This is a genomic window from Ectothiorhodospira mobilis (assembly GCF_900114895.1).
Classification (GTDB): domain Bacteria; phylum Pseudomonadota; class Gammaproteobacteria; order Ectothiorhodospirales; family Ectothiorhodospiraceae; genus Ectothiorhodospira; species Ectothiorhodospira mobilis_A.
This window is the reverse complement of the sequence record NZ_FOUO01000005.1, coordinates 56530-73243: the sequence shown is the minus strand read 5'-3', so window position 1 is coordinate 73243 and position 16714 is coordinate 56530. Positions and strand designations below refer to the sequence as shown.

Genomic DNA, 16714 nt, shown 5'->3' with positions numbered 1-16714 from the left:
CTTATGTGCAATGCACCATAAAAATATTCTTATAGTGATCATAATAAATCGTGATTGTCATTGGGGTGTCCGGGGCCTACCGTGTCGTTCGTTCGTCAAGTGGACCGACACTTGCGCAGAATGATTTCCATCAAAAAAATCGGTTTGAACCGCTCAAAGGGGAACTGAATCCATGGATCAATCCAGCCGCTATGCCCGTCTCGATCTGAACGAGGGCGATCTCATCCGGGGTGGCCGCCACGTCCTGTGCGCCTACCTGATGAAGCCGCGGGAAGGCTTCGGGGATTACCTGTCCACCGCCGCCCACTTTGCCGCCGAGTCCTCCACGGGGACCAACGTGGAGGTGAGCACCACGGACGACTTCACCCGCGGCGTGGACGCCCTGGTCTATGAGATCGACGAGGCGAAGGAGCTGATGAAGATCGCCTATCCCATCGAGCTCTTCGACCGCAACATCAAGGACGGGCGGGCCATGATCGCCTCCTTCCTGACCCTGACCATCGGCAACAATCAGGGCATGGGTGACGTGGAATACGCCAAGATGCTGGACTTCTACATGCCCCCGGCCCTGCTGAACCTGTTTGACGGCCCGGCCATGAACATCCGCGACATGTGGAAGGTCCTGGGCCGGGACGTGGACAACGGCGGCATGGTGGTGGGCACCATCATCAAGCCCAAGCTGGGCCTGCGGCCCCAGCCCTTCGCCGATGCCTGCCACCAGTTCTGGCTCGGCGGGGACTTCATCAAGAACGACGAGCCCCAGGGCAACCAGGTCTTCTGCCCCCTCAAGGAGGTGATCCCGGCGGTGGCCGATGCCATGCGCCGCGCCCAGGACGAGACCGGCGAGGCCAAGCTGTTCTCCGCCAACATCACCGCCGACGATCCCTTTGAGATGATCGCCCGCGGCGAGTACATCCTGGAGCAGTTCGGCGAGAACGCCTCCCATGTGGCCTTCCTGGTGGACGGCTATGTGGCCGGCCCCAGCGCGGTGACCACCTGCCGCCGCTACTTCCCCAACCAGTTCCTGCACTATCACCGCGCCGGCCACGGGGCCGTCACCAGCCCCCAGGCCAAGCGTGGCTACAACACCCTGGTGCATATGAAGATGTCCCGCCTGCAGGGGGCCTCCGGCATCCATACCGGCACCATGGGCTTTGGCAAGATGGAAGGGGCGCCGGAGGACAAGCTCCTGGCCCATATGCTGGAGAACGAGGAGTCCGAGGGCCTGTTCTATCACCAGAAATGGTACGGCATGATGCCCACCACCCCCATCATCTCCGGGGGCATGAACGCCCTGCGTCTGCCCGGCTTCTTCGATAACCTGGGCCATTGCAATGTCATCCAGACCTCCGGCGGCGGCGCCTTCGGTCACAAGGACGGCCCGGTGGCCGGGGCCCTGTCCCTGCGTCAGGCCCGGGATGCCTGGATGGCCGGCATCGACCTGGTGGATTACGCCAAGGACCACGCCGAGCTGCGCGGTGCCTTCCAGACCTTCCACTGGGACGCCGACAAGCTCTTCCCCGGCTGGCGCCAGCGGCTGGGCCTGTAAGGGCCCGGCGGGGTGGTGCGGGGCCTGCATGGGGCCCCGCAGCTGTTCCTGAGGGTGGTACCTCAAATCCCAAAACTTGCACGGAATACCATGCCGTATATCCGACGGGCATAAGCGGGAAGGTCGCACGTCTTACCCTGGGAGGTCTGGGTCTGCCACGGTGTTACCGGCGTCGAGAGGCGACGGGATGGACTACCAGACGTTAGCAGAGGCCATAGTAAGCGTGGAGGAAGTGCCGTTCCTGCAACTCGAGGGCCGCCAGGTCGCAGGGCTGGGCGCCGATCACGGCGCAGGGCTCGGGGGAGGGGTCGGCGGGCTGGAAGTGCAGCCCCCCGTCGGCGTCGCGCCGGGCCCGCCACAGCACCTCCCGGGGGGCGAAGGTGAGGGGTTTGAGGGCCTGGGGCCCGTTGGCCCAGGCGAAGCAACATGGGTCTTCCCCGGGGGCGAGGCGGTAGTGCCCCGGGGCCTGTTCGTCCCGCAGACCGGCGGGCAGATCGTCCCAGTTTTGGATGGGGGCGAGCACCACGGTCCCGTCCCGGGCCACCGGGCCGCGCACACGGCCATAGCCGGCATCCCGGAGTGCATCCAGGAGCCGGTCCGCCTCAGGGCGGGGCAGGAACAGGGGGGCGTCGTCCATGATCCAAGCCTAGACCAGGCACGGCCGGGTGTCGGCGCCGCCCTGTCGCGGTTTCGATCCAGATCAATATTCCCGCCCCATGGTTTGACCTTCCGGAACCGGGGTTTTTCAGGACCGGCCCCCTCGGGGGTCGGCAGCGGTTAGAATGTCCTCCCCGGGCGTGTACAGCCCCCTTTCCCTTCCCCGCCCGGGCTCCCAAAAAGCCTCGGACAAGCCATGAACATGCTCAAGCGATTCTTCAAAGGCGCCGGCAGGGACGGGGAGCCGGCGCATCCCCAATCCGACCGGAAGGCGGGCCTGCGGCCGCTGCCGCAGGGGGTTTCCCCCCAGATCCTTGGGGCGTATGCCGATTTCCGGGATCAGGACGCGGAGACCCTCAAGGTCATCGCGCGCAAGGCTCGGCTCATGGAGGCCCCTGCGGGGCTGTATTTGCGGGTCATGGAAGAGACCCGCTGGAGGTACTACCTGCTCTCCGGGGAGGTCCGCATCTTCGGCGAGGACGGCGCCATGCAGAAGAGGGCCGAGGCGGATCGCCATGCACGGGAGCTGCTCCCCCTGGATGTGGGGGTGGAAGGGGCGGACTTCCCCGGGGGTGCCCGGGTGATCCGGGTGGACCGCAACCTGTTCGACGCCCTGCAGAAGCACCGCAAGGCCCGGGGCGGGGTGGATATCCATCTGGAGGCCGCCATCTCCCCGGATGCCGCGTCGCTGCTGCAGGCCATCAGCGCGGACATCGCCGGGGACCGCTTCCGTCTGCCCAGCCTGCCCGATACGGCCATGCGGGCACGGACACTGCTGGAGGATCCCCAGGTCAGTGTCGAGGCGGTGGAGGCCCTGGTGCGGGAGGACGTAACCCTCACCGCCACGGTGATCCGCGCCGCCAACAGCGCCCTGTTCACCGGCATGCACGAGGTCTCCACCATCCGCGAGGCGGTGGTGCGCATGGGGCTCACCCGCATGAAGAAGATCGTCCTGGTGGTCTTCCTGGACGAGGTGTTCACCGTGGGCTGTCCGCGTTTCGATCGCTTCGTGCGCCAGTTGCGCAGCGAGAGCCGGGTGATCGCCGCCCTGGCCCACGCCATGGCCGCCCGCCTGGGGCTGGAGGACCCGGAGAACGTCCTGCTGGTGGGGATGCTCTCCCAGATCGGCAAGTTCGGCGCCGCCACCTATATCGCCGAGCGCCAGGAGGATCTGGGGGATGAGCGGGCCTTTGCCCTCATCGAGGAGGTCTATCCCTTTGTGGGGGAGATGATCGCCACCCACTGGCGTTTCGGGCCGGAGGTGACCACGGCCATCCGCCACGCCAGCAACCAGAGCGGTCTGGATCCGGAGCACCCGGAGGCGGATATCGTCAACGTGGCCAGCCGCTACATGCAGGCCTTCTACCGGGGGGATGCCCAGGTGCAGCCGCGCTACGACGAGACCCTGTCCTTCCATGCCCTGGATCTGCCGGAACCGGATGCGGAAGGGCGGATCCCCTTCCTGGACCAGGTGCTGAACCGCTTCGAGGCCCATCCCGCCCGGGGTTAGTCAGGGGCCTCGTGCAGCGTCCGCTGGACCAGTGCGGCGGCGCGCTCCAAGGCGGCCTCCACCCCGGCGCGGTCCCCGGTGCTGAACGGGCGCAGGACCTGCTCGCGGGCGTCCCCGTCCCCCTGGTCCGGGCGGCGCGCGCCGACCCGGATGCGGGGCATGAAGCCGTCGTTGCCCAGGGCCGCGAAGAGGGAGCGCAGGCCCTTGTGGCCGCCGTCACTGCCGCTGGGCTTGAGGCGCACCTCCGCCAGGGGCAGGTCCATGTCGTCGTGGATCACCATGACCCGCCGCCCGTCCACCCCCAGGCGCCGGCGCAGGGCCTCCACCATGGCCCCGCTCCGGTTCACGGCGCTGCCCGGACGGAACAGGATCACCTCCCGCCTTGCGATGCGGGTGCGGGCGATGCGGCCTTCCGGCACGGGGTGCCATTCTACCGGGGTTCCATCGGCCAGGCGTTGCAGCACGTCGGCCCCCAGGTTGTGGGGGGTGCCGTCGTGTTCCGCCCCCGGGTTACCCAGCCCCACCAGCAGCCAGGCGGGGGAGGTGGGGGCCCCTCCCGCCCCTTCGCCATCGGGTTCCAACCCAGCGGGGTCCATCCCCCCCGACACGCGGTCCATCGGGGTTGCCCTGGAGTCCGTGCGCTGGCGCAGGGGGCAGCGGTCGCAGAAGGTGTTCCTGCCGCAGTCCTGTACCCAGCAGGTGATGGGCTGATGCCGGGCCAGGATCAGGCGTACCAGGTGATCCATGCGGTTGGTCCCCTTGAGCAGCACCAGATCCCCTTCGCGCAGCTCCGCGCGCAGGTAATGGTGGGCATCCAGGAGGTCCGTAAAACCCACCAGCTGGCGATCGTCCGCGTGGGTGCGGGCCTTCAGGGCGCGCAGGGCATGGGGGCCCACGAAGACCACCCGGTCGGCCACCTCCCGCATGCGCCGGGCCACCTTGGGATAGAGCTTGGAGGCGGACAGGGAGGAGTCCGAGAGGGTGCCGACGACGGCCACCTTGCGCCGGGCCCGGGCGCCCTGCAGGAAGGCCAGGGTGGGGGGCAGGGTCCAGTGGGGGGCCTTGTAGTCATCCCGCAGGAAGGTGATCCCCTCGGGTGTGGGCACCACCTGCATGCGCCCGGGGGCGGGGTGGGCCCCGGCCAGTCCGGCCATGGCCTCCCCCAGGGAAAGGCCGGCGGCCAGGCCGATGCCCAGGGCGGTCAGCACTGGCACGGCCAGATGGGTGCCGTGCAGGGCGGTGCGGCAGGTGTACTCCCGCCCCTCGTAGGCCAGTTGCAGGATCAGGGGCTCCGGGTAGTCGGAGCGGGCGCAGAGCAGGCGCAGGTGGGCGTCCTCGGCGGTGCCGAACCAGAGTTTTTGCACCGGTGTGCGCCCCCCCAGGGCACGGATCAGGGGGTCGTCGCGGTTGAGCACGGCGACCCCGTCTGCGGGCAGGGCCTGGATGAGCTTGGCCTTCTCCTCGGCGATGGCCTCCTGGGAGCCGCCGAAGCGTTTGATGTGGTCCCGGCCGATCACGGTCATGGCCGCGATGCGGGGACGCAGCAGACGGACGCGCGCATCGATGGTCCCGGGACCGCTGGTGGCCACCTCCAGCACCGCGAAGCGGGTGTCCCGGGGCAGGGCCAGCAGCATGCCGGCCATGTCACCCAGGTAGTTCAGTCCCAGGGCATTGCCCCGGGTGGGGCCCCGTTGCTGCAGCACGGCCACCGCCAGGTCCTTGGCGGTGGTCTTGCCCACCGATCCCGTGATGCCGACGAAGCTGGTGCGCCACAGCTGCGGTCGGCGCAGGCGGGCCCGCAGCACCCGGGTGCGTTCGTGCCAGAGCTGGCGGCGCCAGGCCAGGGCCTGATGGAGGCGGGTCTTGAGGTCCATGGGGTTCCCCTGTATGAGAAAGGCGCGGGGCATCACTCCCCGCCATTCGGCCCTGGTTGGGATACGAGTCTGCTTTACTGCCCAGGCTTTGATAGATCGGGTGCCGGCGTTTTGCAATCCCCGCGCGGCGGGAGTCGCATCCCGGCCCCGGGATCGGGTATTTTGAAGTGCTCCCGCCGCCCCCCTTTCATCACAGGAGCCCGTTGTCATGCTCACCGCCATCATCCTCATCAACGTGGAACGCACCCGGGTCAACGAGGTGGCCTCGGAGCTGGCGGACATGCCGGCCATCTCCGAGGTGTTCTCCGTGAGCGGGCCCTACGACCTGATCGCCATCGCCCGCGTGCGGGAGAACGAGGCCCTGGCGCAGTTGGTGACGGAACGCCTGCTCACCATCGACGGCATCGCCAAGACCCAGACCCTGCTGGCCTTCAAGGCCTATTCCCGGCATGATCTGGAGGCCATGTTCTCCGTCTGAGCGCGCATTCATCACCGCGCCATCCAGTCCATGTCATCCCCTGCCCGGACGCCGGGCGGGGCGGGAGTGTGTGAAGTCATGAGCAGTATCCACTACCGCGAGGCCTGGCTCCTGGCCGCCCGCGAACTCGAGGAAAACCGCAACGAGAACCTGTGGCAGCAGTGCCTGGAGGCCTGCGGCCGGGATCCCAACGAGGCCCGGGCCCGTTATCTCAACACGGCCGCGGAACGCTATGACCGGCATCTGGCCCAGGGTCGCAGTGAGGGTTCGCCGCACCCGGACGGGCAGGGGGGGATCCCCAAGGAGGGGGCCCGCGGCGGTCGCAAAGGCCTGCCCTGGCGGGAGCGTCTGCTGGAGCCCTCTCCCTTCAATCCCCTCATCGCCGCCGTGCCCCTGGCCCTGACCGCCTTCTGGTGGACCCTGGTGTATATCCTGGTGCAGACGCGGCCGCCGTTCATGGTCTGGGGGGGGCTGCTCATGCTGGTGTACGTCCCCTCGGCGGCGATGCTGGGCTATGCCCTGGTCTTCGCCCTGCGTTACCGCCTGAGTCCGGCCTTCCGCCAGCGGCGCGAGGGGGAGGCGGAGGCCCTGGCCCCCTGGGCCATGGCGGCCCTGATGGCCTTCGGCGCCATCAGCACCTACCTGCTCTGGGCCCTGTGACTTTTTCCCCGGGGCGCAGGCCGCCCCCGCGGGGCCGGCCGTCCGGCTACCAGGGCGCCGGCCACGATCAGTCCCCCGCCCAGCCATTCCTGGAGGCCCATGTGCTCGCCTGCCAGCCATGCGGCGGACAGGGCCCCCGCCACCAGCTCGAAGACCAGGATCACGGAGGACTGGCGCACCGGCAGCCGGGTGACGCCGATCTGCACCGTCACGGTCATGGCGGTCATCATGACCATCCCCAGCAAAAGCGCCAGGGCGATGATCCTGGGATCCGCCACCAGGGCCATGCCCAGGGCCCCGGCGCTGCCCGCCGCCAGGAAGGGGGCCCCGGCCCAGGCGGCCAGGGTCTTGATGCGCAGGGGCAGCCCGCGGGCATGGCGCACCTGGGTGTTGGTGGTAGCAAAGGCCATGCCCGCCACCAGTCCCAGCAGATCCGCCGGCATGATCTGCAGGGCCGCCTGGCCGGGCCAGAGCATCACCACCGCGCCCCCCAGGGCCAGCAGCAGGGCGGTGACGGCGGGGGCCGTCAGGTGTTCCCCCAAAAACAGACGGGCCAGGAGCACCGACCACACCGGGGAGAGATAGAAGAACAGCATCACCCGGGCCACCTCCCCGTGGATCATGCCCAGGCTGAAGGCCGTGCCCGAGAGGCCGGAGGTGAGGGCGATGCCCGCCACCCGCAGCGGTGCCTGCCGCAGCCAGCCCAGGTGATGCCGCGCCGCCGCCAGCCCCACCAGGGTTGCCCCCAGATAGATGAAGGCCACGGCCCATAGACCCGGCAGCCCCGCCGCCTCCAGGGCCCGCAGGGGATACCAGAAGCAGCCCCATAGCCCGGCCCCGAACAATAGCGCCGCCACGGCCAGTGCGTGGCCGTCGTGGGAAGGCATGGGTTGGGTTGGAGCGGGTTGGAGGGACATGGCAGCCATTCCGGAAGGAAAACCGTTCATTATATTCCTGCAGACACCGCAATGCCCAATGCCTGCCGGAGAAGAAATGCGTCCGGATCCGGGGCCGGATGGGTTCCCCAAGGGGGCGCCGCCCGCACCCGCGCAAACGGTGGGGGGATGGCATGGAGATCCCGGCTGCAGCCGGTGCGGGGTTTTCCTCCCGGCGGCGGGGCGGCATAGTGGAGGTTTTGGGAGCACGAAGATGACCCCCTCGAGACGGGCCTTTCTGGCGGCGGCCGCTGCCCTGATCCTCTCCGGCTGTGCGGCACTGCAAACCACCCTGGAGCAACCCTCGGTGAGCCTGGAGTCGGTGCGCGTGATCCCCGGGCAGGGGATGGCGCCGCGCTTCGCCTTCGGCCTGCGGGTGGTCAACCCCAATCCGGTGTCCCTGCCCCTCAAGGGCATGAGCTACACCATGGACCTGGAGGGGCACCGCCTGCTCAACGGCGTGGCCCGTGACCTGGAGACCGTGCCCGCCTACGGGGAATCCCGTTTCGAGGTGGAGGCGGGGGTGGACCTGCTGGGGGGGCTGAAGCTATTCAACGACCTGCTGCGCCAGACCCGGGGGGATACCCTGGACTACACCGTGCGCGCCCGCCTGGACGCCGGCGGCCTGGGGCGGGTGCTCACGGTGGAGGATCGCGGTGAACTGCCCCTGTCGGACCTGCGCGGCCGCTGAGGCGGTATGGGCATCGGCCATGGGCATATTGCTGACCATCCCGGGCCAGGGCACCCTGTCGGACTGGGAGGTGGAGATCACCCCCATCCGGGCCCAGGGGGCCGGGGGACAGAACGTCAACAAGGTCTCCAGCGCCGTGCACCTGCGCTTCGATATCCGGCGCTCGAGTCTGCCGCGGCCGTGCAAGGACCGGCTGCTGGCCCTGAACGATCAGCGCATCAGCAAGGACGGGGTGGTGGTGATCAAGGCCCAACGCTTTCGCAGCCAGGAGCAGAACCGGGCGGATGCCCTGGAGCGCCTGGAGGCCCTCATCCGGTCGGCGGCCCGTCCCGCACCCCGGCGCCGTCCCACCCGCCCCACGGCCGGGGCCCGGCGCCGCCGCCTGGAGGAGAAGGTGCGCCGCGGGCGCACCAAGGCCCTGCGGGGCCCGGTGAAGACCGACCCCGCGGACGGCTGAGGGGAGGGGCCTTGTGAGTCACGCCCCAGGCAATGCCCACTACGATCTGGTGGTCCTCGGTGCCGGGGCCTCCGGGCTCATGTGCGCCGCCGTGGCCGGGGCCCGGGGGCTGCGCGTGCTGGTGCTGGAGAAGACCCGCCAGGCCGGGCGCAAGATCCTCCTCTCCGGCGGCGGACGCTGCAATTTTACCAATCGGGACGTGGGCCCGGAGCATTACCTCTGCCGCAACCCCCACTTCGTCAAGTCCGCCCTGAGCCGCTACACCCCCTGGGACTTCCTCGCCCTGGTGGAGCGCCACGGCATCCCTTATCACGAACGGGAGCACGGGCGCCTGTTCTGCGACCGCTCCGCCCGGGACATCGTGCGCATGCTACTGGCGGAATGCGCCGACGCCGGCGTGGAGATCCGCACCCGCGCCCCCGCGGTGGAGGTGCATGCGGGCCCACCCCATCAGGTGGTCACCCCGGCGGGGATGGTGACCTGCGATGCCCTGGCGGTGGCCACCGGCGGGTGTTCCTTCCCCACCACCGGCACCACCGGGTTCGGCCTGGACCTGGCCCGCCAGCTCGGTCTCCCGGTGCAGCCGCCGCGCCCGGGGCTGGTGCCCCTCACCCTGGAGGGCAGGGCCCTGGAGCGCATCCGGGACCTCAGCGGCATCGCCCTGAAGGCCACGGTGCGGGTGGGGGATCATGCCTTCACGGAAAACCTGCTGTTCACCCACCGGGGCCTGAGCGGTCCGGCGGTGCTGCAGGCCTCCTCCTACTGGCGGCCGGGGGAACCGGTTGCCATCGACCTCTTCCCGGGCATGGACCTGGAGGCCCTGCTGGACGCTCAACGCCGCACCCATCCCCGGCGGATGCTCCAGACCCTGCTGGCACGGCACCTCACCCGCCGTGTGGCCCGGTGCTGGTGCAGCCATTGGGTGGAGGACCAGCCCCTGGGGCAGATGGGTCAAGCGGCGGTGCGCCAAGTGGTCTCCGCCTGCCAGTCCTGGACGGTCTGGCCCGCCGGCACCGAGGGCTACGGCGCGGCGGAGGTGACGGTGGGCGGCGTGGACACCGATGCCGTCTCCTCCAAGACCCTGGCCTGCCATGATCACCCGGGGATCCATTTCATCGGCGAGACCCTGGACGTCACCGGCCAGCTGGGGGGCTACAACTTCCAATGGGCCTGGGCCTCCGGCCATGCGGCGGGGTCGCTGGTGGGGGCGTAAGGTCATGGCAAAGAGGTTTTCCAGGGTTGCTCCTTGAGCACCCACTCCCTGCTGTCTTCCTGAACCCCTGAATTCACACGCGAACCATTATGAACACCGAAAGTCATTCCCAACTCGCCGCTTTCATCTGGTCCGTGGCGGACCTGCTGCGCGGGGATTTCAAGCTGTCAATACATTCGATCAGGAAGCCATGAAGTGGTGAACTAGGTTCTTTCCAGCCACCACCAAGACAATGACCCAGACTAGGATGGCGATCCAGGCGGCGGCCGCAGCCACGTCCTTGATATGTCGGACTTGCCGGTCATAGCGCGACTCCACTAGGTCGCATAACGCTTCGATGGCCGTATTGAGCAGCTCGGCGATCAACATGACCACCGTGACAAGTATGACGAGCAGGGAGTCCAGCCACGGGTGGTAAACGAGACTCAGCAGGATGATGGGTAGGGAAATCAGTAGCTTGTATAGGACACTGAAGTCCGAAACTGCTGCCCCCGATAAGCCTCGCAACGCCACTCGAAATTTTGCCAACGGCTGCCAACCCGGCTGGCCGCTATCCAGAAAGCGTTTTCGCATGATTCCAACCGAACAAATCAAAGGAAGAAATCGGCCAAAGCCGGGGTGGTTCGACCGACCAGGTCCGAATTGAACGCGCGACCCTCCGATACCCAAAGAGCCATCGATCACACGGCATTGTATCCCGAACCGCGGTCCTCAAACCGACCCAGATGTGGGAAAAGTATTTGATGGAGCCACGGCAGAAAGGCATTGCGGAAGAGAAGAAACCAAAAAAAATCCCCCGATGGTGAAGGGGGATAAGAAACGAGGGATGGTGCATTGCGGTTATTGGTTGAATTCAGGGGGGGCCATTGGATCGCCAGCAAACCGGCCGGATTCAAACCCAAAGGGGGGCGGAAACGGTAGCGATAGCCATCATCTTGATGGGGCGGACTCCGGTGGCGCCATCCCCAGGCATCACCACATCAGGTCATCCGGTACCTCGTAGCCGGCGTAGGGGTCGTCCTCGTCGCTGGGCGCGCTCGGTTCCGGGTCGTTGCGCACCAGGAACCGTTCGGGGTCGCGTTCGGCGATGCGCTCGGCCGTGTCCCGGGGGATCACCTCGTAGGCCCCGTCCAGGTCGACGATGGCCAGTTGCCCGCTGCCCAGGCGTTCCCGCTGTTTTGGGGTGACGTACACGTGGCGGATGACGCGGCCGTGCTGGAAGTGATAGGCCACGTCCGCGCCGGCCCGGTCCAACCGGTGGGTCTCGATGAGCTGGCGGATCTGGGCCTCCCGGGCCTTGCGCTCGGCGGCGGCCTTGCGCTCCTCATTGAGCCGGCGCGAGCGTTCCGCCTCCCGGCGCCGGGCCTCGTCGGCGGCGCTGGGGGCGGGGGCCGCCTCGGCGTTGCCCTTGCCCTTTTTCTTCTTCTTTTTGCCCGGGCTGGACTGGCGGGCCTGCTTGAGCTTCTTCTCGTCCACCAGCCCCGATTTCAGGAGCTGTTCCTGCAGTGCATTGGCCATGGGTATCCGCGGGTGATGCTTGGGGAGGGCCGTTCATTCTAAACGCTCCGGCCCTTGCGGGTCATGGGTCGTGGGCGTCGTTCCGGGGCTTGCCGCTGCCGTGGGTCGCCTCCGGATCCTCGGGTTCCGGTACCGGGGGCAGGATGAACTCCAGGGGGCGGCGGCGTACCGCTTGGACATAGGCGTGGGAGAGCTGGCGCAGGTCCCCCAGGCGCACGCCCCGGGAGCGCAGGGCCACGTACAGGGCCAGGGCGAAGCTCACCCAGAGGTTGACGGCCCCGATGAGCAGCACGAACAGGAAGTGCAGGGCGAAGACGGGCATCGTCAGGTCCTGTACGGAGGTGGCGTAGCCCAGGTTGGCGGAGGCGAAGGCCACGTGGCGGATGTCCAGGGGCAGGCCCAGGACGAGCCCCACCCATCCGGTGATCCCCAGGAGCACGCCGAAGAGGAAATTGCCCGCCAGGGCGCCGTAGTTGTGGTCCAGGTAATCCGCCAGGCGCTGGCGCAGGCAGGGGGAGAGGACGCGGGCCAGGTGGGGGTTGTCCCGCAGTCGGGCCCCCAGTTGCAGGGAGGCGCAGCGGTTGTCGAAGTAGCCGGCGATGAGGCCCGAGACGAACAGCCAGACCCCGGCGATGGCGGCGTAGAACAGGGCCAGCCCTGCCAGGGGGCGCAGGCCGTGGAGCAGGTAGTGCGCCTGTTCGGTCTCCACGAGCGGGGCCCCGAAGAGGTTCAGGGCGGCCCATCCCAGCCCCAGGGCCACCGGCAGGGCCACGCCCACGTTGCCCAGCACGGCGGCGAACTGGGAGCGCCCCACCTGCAGCAGCAGCTCCGCCAGCTGGGTCTGGTTGGCGGCGCCGCGCTCGCCGGCTTCGATCACCGCCGAGAGCCGCGCGGCGGTCATGGCCGGCTGCTTGGTGGCCACGGTGAAGTGCAATATGTGGATGAGGACGAATCCCAGGCCGTAGTTGAGACACACCCAGACGGTCTCCCAGCCGGGGGAGAGGTCCCATTGCAGGATGTGGATCTTGATCAGGGCCATGAGGGCGATGACCAGGCCCGCGCCGGCCCCGGAGGCCAGCAGCTGGAGGTATTCGCGCCGGTCGCGCGTGATGTAGTGCTCGCCGGTCTCGCCGGATTGCTCGGTGATGCTGCGCGACACCAGGCGCACGCTGTCCTGCCACAGGGCCTTGATGCAGCGCTGGCGGGCGTTTTCCACCACCAGGGCGCGGAACAGCCGGGCGGCGGTACAGCGCCGCTTCACCGGGTCTTCCGGGTCCAGCATGTCCAGCAGGTCGCGCATGCGGGTGAGGGTCTGGTCCAGGCGCTGCAGCAGATGCGTGAGGCCGATGCTGCTGCCATGGGTGACGGCGCGGCGGTGGAAGCGCTGGATCTGTTCGGCGCACTGTTCCAGCAGCACCCGGGCGTGGCGGTCATCGTGGAAGGTCCGCTGCGGGTCCTCCAGCCAGGCGTTGTAGTCCTTCACGTAGGCGGAGATCTCCCGTTCCTGGGCCACGAAGGGGGAGTTGCGCTCGGCGATGCGCGGGTCCAGGCGCAGCAGTTCCGGTTCCAGTTCCTCCGCCGCCACCCACAGGGAGAGCATCTCCAGGGCGTAGAGCACCTGTTCCCGGGCGCGCTTCAGGGCCGGGCCGCCCTCCCGGCCCAGGTCCTCGAAGCAGTCCAGCAGCATGAGCCAGGCATCGTCCGGCACCGCCACCACCCATTGCGGGTCCTCGGGGTGATCGAAGACCAGGGCCAGCACGTCCCGCAGGTTCTGGGGGTCCCTGGGTCTGGGATTGATCTTCTCGTACACCCGCTGGCCCAGTTCCTTGAGAAACCCCCGGCGGGAGAACAGGCCGATCTCGGTGTACAGGGGCAGGTGGCGGGCCTCCCCCAGCCCCTCCTGCAGCAGGGCCTGGAGCCCCTGGTGCAGGTCCGTGTCGGCGGTGATGGCCGCATGGAAGATCCGGATGCGCTCCACCGCCTGATCCGCGCGGCGCGGGTCCTGCGGCCGCAGCCAGTCCACCACGGCCCGCAGCACCGGCAGCAGGGCCGGGGCCCCGTCCGCATCCAGGTGTGCCCTCAGTTGTTGCAGCAGATCCTCCACCGAATCCGTATCCATGGCCTTCCCCTCTGGATCGATGGCGCCATTGTCGGGGTATCGGGGGCGCAAAGTCACCCGCCCGGCGGACGCGGTACACTGGGTCCATGACGGATTACCTTCGCTTTGTGCGCCGCAATGGGCGCTTCCTGTTCTTCGGTGTCCTGGCCGCTGCCCTGTCCGGCTACGGGCAGACCTTCTATGTGGGGGTGTTCGGGGCGGAACTTCGGGCGGCCTTTGACCTGAGCCATGGCCACTACGGTCTGCTGTATTCCCTGGCCACCCTGGGCAGTGGCCTGCTGGTGGCCTGGGCCGGGGGATGGATCGACCGCGTGTCCCTGTCCCGATTCGTCACCGGTGTAGCCCTGGGGGTGGCCGCCGGCTGCCTGGTGATGGCCTCGGCCACCTCGGCGGCGGCCCTGGTGCTGGGGCTGTTCCTGCTGCGCTTCTGCGGCCAGGGGCTGTTCATGCACACGGCCTCCACCAGCATGGCGCGCCATTTCGAGACCCATCGGGGCAAGGCGGTGAGCATCGCCTCCAAGGGATTGCCCCTGGCGGAGGCGGTGATGCCCGCCGCGGCCGTGGCCCTCATCGGCCTTGTGGGCTGGCGCGCCACCTGGGGGCTCGCCGCCGGGGCCATGGTGGTGGTGTTCCTGCCCCTGCTGCTGTGGCTGCTGCGGGGCCGGGTCCATGTCGATGCCGCCGATGCCGCCCAGGCCGAGGGGGGCGGACAGGAGGGTTCGGGCCGGCCGCGCCGCCGCCAGTGGACCCGGGGCGAGGTGCTGCGGGACCTGCGCTTCTACCGCATCCTTCCGGTGGTGCTGGCACCGCCTTTCGTGATGACGGCCATGGTGTTCCATCTGGCCCAGCTGGCCGCCGACAAGGGCTGGTCCCTGGAGGCGCTGGCGGGGGCCTTCACCGGGTTTGCCGCGGCCCACGTGCTGGGGCTTCTGGTCTCGGGCATCCTCCTGGACCGCATGGGGCCCCGGCCCATGCTGCGGCTCTTCCTGCTGCCCATGCTCGCCGGGCTGTTGCTGGTGGCCACCCTGGATCATCCGCTCCTGGCGTGGGTCTTCATGTCCCTCATGGGGCTGTCCATCGGCGGTGCGGGCACCCTGCTGGGGGCCCTTTGGCCCGTGCTCTACGGCACGGCCCACCTGGGGGCCATCCGCGCCATGGCCCATGCCGCCATGGTCCTGTCCACGGCCATCACACCGGTGACGGCGGGGCTGGCCCTGGACGCCGGTCTGGACATGGAGAGGGTGGCCCTGGTCCTGGCCGGCTACATCGTGGTGGCGCTGGGGGTGTCCTGGGGGGCCTTGGGCCGGGATCCCTGAGCCGGCAGATCCCCCGCAATGGTGGCACGGCCCGGTGCGGTGTATCGTGTCTAAATCAATCGAATCATCCCGACTAGGGGTCGGCCCGTATGCGCGCTTTCCAGTGGAATGAACGCTTCGTCACCGGTCTTGCGGCCGTGGACCAGCAGCACCACCACCTGGTGGAACTGATCAACCAACTGGGCGGGTTGATGGGGAGCAACCGGATCCACCGGGGGGATCTGGAGGCCCTCTACCGGCAACTGGCGGATTATGCCGATTACCATTTCCGGGAGGAGGAGACACTGATGCAGTCGGTGGGGGTGGACCCCCGCCACATGGAGGCCCATGTGGCCGCCCACCGCGGTTTTCTGGAAGAGGTCACCCAGTTGCACGAGGCCCTGGACAAGGGGGTGTCCCAGGCGGGACGGTATCTGCTGGATTATCTATCCCATTGGCTGGCCTTTCACATCCTGGGGCAGGATCAGAACATGGCCCGGCAGATCGCCGCCATCCGGGCGGGATCCACCGCCGAGGCGGCCTTCGAGGCGCAGGAGAAGGAGAGCGATGCGGCCACCGGGCCGCTGTTGACGGCCCTGAGCGGATTGTTCTCCCTGGTCTCCGAGCGCAACCGGCAACTGCTGCAGCTGAATCACTCCCTGGAGGCCCGGGTGGCGGCGCGCACGCGGGAGCTGTCCGAGGCCAACCGCCGCCTGGAGGTGCTCTCGCGCACGGACGTCCTCACCGGACTGCCCAACCGGCGCCACGCCATGAAGGAACTCCGGGCCCTGTGGGACGAGTCCTCCGACACGGGCCGCCCCCTGGCCTGCATGATGATCGACGCGGATCACTTCAAGGAGGTGAACGATACCTATGGCCACGACAGCGGCGATCAGGTGCTGGTGGCCCTGGCCCGGACCCTCAAACACAGCCTGCGCAACGACGATGTCGTCTGCCGCCTGGGGGGCGATGAATTCCTGGTGCTGTGTCCGGACACGCCCTACCGCGGGGCCTTGCACGTCGCGAAGCAGGTGGAGGCGGCCGTGTCGGCCCTGCGCGTGCCCACGGGGGACGAGGCCTGGCGGGGCAGCGCCAGCATCGGCGTGGCCGTGCGCACCACCTCCATGACCCACCCGGACGAGCTCATCCAACGGGCCGACGACAGCGTCTACCTGGCCAAGCGCGCCGGAAGGGGCTGCATCCGCTCCGCCAACACGCCGGAGGAGGATTTCTTCGGGGGGAGTGAAAAGGCCACCCCGCCAGGGGCTGGCCTGTCTTGACGGTCTTCGAGATCCGTCATCCTCGCATCATTTTCTGGACAACGTCTCATCATCATTCCCCGGTAGATTCAGGCAACAATCCAACAGCTACAGATACTTTGTGATCTCCTTGAATTCCTCCAATGAGACAGAAGCTCCTTGCGCCCGGGCCTTCGTTGCTTCTTCCAGGCAATGATCCAGGTGATCCTGGATTAAGGTCCGTTTCGCCTGGCATATTCCCTTTTCTACCGCGTGGAGTTGCTGCGCGATGTCCACGCAACGGTGACCCTCTTCGAGCATCGCAATAACGTGGCCCAGATGGCCGTCGACCCTTTTCAACCGCTTGATGATTTCGCCGTGGCTCTGATGTAGATGGGTCTTGTCCTGCATCGCTTGTTTCCGGGTTCGCTAAGGTTTAGAGTCCCCTGTATCCCCCCGGGGGGGATACAGGATAATCGCGTAAAGAAATCAAGTTACTGATTTTTTTGTATTTATTTTC

The 16714-nt window shown here is 68.0% G+C and carries 16 protein-coding genes; 9 read left to right on the top strand and 7 right to left on the bottom strand.

The genetic code is table 11. The annotated features are described in order from the left end of the window. Positions 1-172 precede the first annotated feature (172 nt). Entirely contained in the window at positions 173-1549 is a 1377-nt protein-coding gene (locus BM214_RS05325) for a ribulose-bisphosphate carboxylase (RefSeq protein ID WP_090484260.1), read from the top strand. A gap of 202 nt (positions 1550-1751) precedes the next feature. Here BM214_RS05325 and BM214_RS05320 read toward each other — a convergent pair whose 3' ends face one another. Further along, on the bottom strand, positions 1752-2186 hold the full coding sequence (locus BM214_RS05320; protein ID WP_090484258.1) for a hypothetical protein: 435 nt from the start codon (positions 2184-2186) through the stop codon (positions 1752-1754). Positions 2187-2402: 216 nt separating this feature from the next. Between BM214_RS05320 and BM214_RS12970 the strand changes: the two genes are divergently transcribed. Continuing rightward, complete coding sequence (locus tag BM214_RS12970) at positions 2403-3716, top strand: HDOD domain-containing protein (protein WP_143096356.1); 1314 nt, start codon at positions 2403-2405, stop codon at positions 3714-3716. On the opposite strand, the gene pth is transcribed toward BM214_RS12970, so the two are convergent. Further along, a complete protein-coding gene (gene pth / locus BM214_RS05310) occupies positions 3713-5590 on the bottom strand; it encodes an aminoacyl-tRNA hydrolase (RefSeq protein ID WP_090484254.1) in 1878 nt (625 codons plus the stop codon). The two genes, BM214_RS12970 and pth, sit on opposite strands and share 4 nt — an antisense overlap. A gap of 208 nt (positions 5591-5798) precedes the next feature. Here pth and BM214_RS05305 point away from each other — a divergent pair, with 208 nt between their 5' ends. Continuing rightward, on the top strand, positions 5799-6068 hold the full coding sequence (locus BM214_RS05305) for an Lrp/AsnC family transcriptional regulator (protein ID WP_090484252.1): 270 nt from the start codon (positions 5799-5801) through the stop codon (positions 6066-6068). 78 nt (positions 6069-6146) lie between these two features. After that, a complete protein-coding gene (locus tag BM214_RS05300) occupies positions 6147-6728 on the top strand; it encodes a hypothetical protein (RefSeq protein ID WP_090484250.1) in 582 nt (193 codons plus the stop codon). Here BM214_RS05300 and BM214_RS05295 read toward each other — a convergent pair. Next, positions 6707-7645, bottom strand: a complete 939-nt coding sequence (locus BM214_RS05295) for a DMT family transporter (protein WP_143096354.1) — start codon at positions 7643-7645, stop codon at positions 6707-6709. The two genes, BM214_RS05300 and BM214_RS05295, sit on opposite strands and share 22 nt — an antisense overlap. 232 nt (positions 7646-7877) lie before the next feature. On the opposite strand from BM214_RS05295, the gene BM214_RS05290 reads away from it, so the two are divergent. The 3 genes from BM214_RS05290 to BM214_RS05280 are packed head-to-tail and all read left to right on the top strand — an operon-like array spanning position 7878 to position 10024. After that, complete coding sequence (locus tag BM214_RS05290) at positions 7878-8354, top strand: LEA/WHy family protein (protein ID WP_090484246.1); 477 nt, start codon at positions 7878-7880, stop codon at positions 8352-8354. A gap of 19 nt (positions 8355-8373) precedes the next feature. Then, positions 8374-8811 (top strand): alternative ribosome rescue aminoacyl-tRNA hydrolase ArfB, encoded by a 438-nt coding sequence (gene arfB, locus BM214_RS05285; RefSeq protein ID WP_090484244.1) that lies wholly within the window; start codon positions 8374-8376, stop codon positions 8809-8811. A 13-nt stretch (positions 8812-8824) separates the two neighbouring features. Further along, complete coding sequence (locus BM214_RS05280) at positions 8825-10024, top strand: BaiN/RdsA family NAD(P)/FAD-dependent oxidoreductase (protein WP_280521883.1); 1200 nt, start codon at positions 8825-8827, stop codon at positions 10022-10024. Positions 10025-10204: 180 nt separating this feature from the next. Here BM214_RS05280 and BM214_RS05275 read toward each other — a convergent pair whose 3' ends face one another. The 3 genes from BM214_RS05275 to BM214_RS05265 form a co-directional block, all read right to left on the bottom strand. Further along, complete coding sequence (locus BM214_RS05275) at positions 10205-10597, bottom strand: diacylglycerol kinase (RefSeq protein WP_090484242.1); 393 nt, start codon at positions 10595-10597, stop codon at positions 10205-10207. A 399-nt stretch (positions 10598-10996) separates the two neighbouring features. Further along, positions 10997-11542, bottom strand: a complete 546-nt coding sequence (locus tag BM214_RS05270; protein WP_090484240.1) for a DUF2058 domain-containing protein — start codon at positions 11540-11542, stop codon at positions 10997-10999. A gap of 61 nt (positions 11543-11603) precedes the next feature. Further along, on the bottom strand, positions 11604-13661 hold the full coding sequence (locus BM214_RS05265; RefSeq protein WP_090484238.1) for a site-specific recombinase: 2058 nt from the start codon (positions 13659-13661) through the stop codon (positions 11604-11606). 86 nt (positions 13662-13747) lie between these two features. Here BM214_RS05265 and BM214_RS05260 point away from each other — a divergent pair, with 86 nt between their 5' ends. Together BM214_RS05260 and BM214_RS05255 are read left to right on the top strand one after the other, a co-directional pair. Then, complete coding sequence (locus BM214_RS05260; protein WP_090484236.1) at positions 13748-14977, top strand: MFS transporter; 1230 nt, start codon at positions 13748-13750, stop codon at positions 14975-14977. A gap of 89 nt (positions 14978-15066) precedes the next feature. Next, the gene (locus BM214_RS05255) at positions 15067-16236 is read left to right on the top strand and encodes a GGDEF domain-containing protein (protein WP_090484234.1); all 1170 of its coding nucleotides are present in this window, start codon (positions 15067-15069) and stop codon (positions 16234-16236) included. Between the two features lie 87 nt (positions 16237-16323). On the opposite strand, the gene BM214_RS05250 is transcribed toward BM214_RS05255, so the two are convergent. After that, entirely contained in the window at positions 16324-16605 is a 282-nt protein-coding gene (locus BM214_RS05250; RefSeq protein ID WP_090484233.1) for a metal-sensing transcriptional repressor, read from the bottom strand. Between the last annotated feature and the right edge of the window lie 109 nt (positions 16606-16714).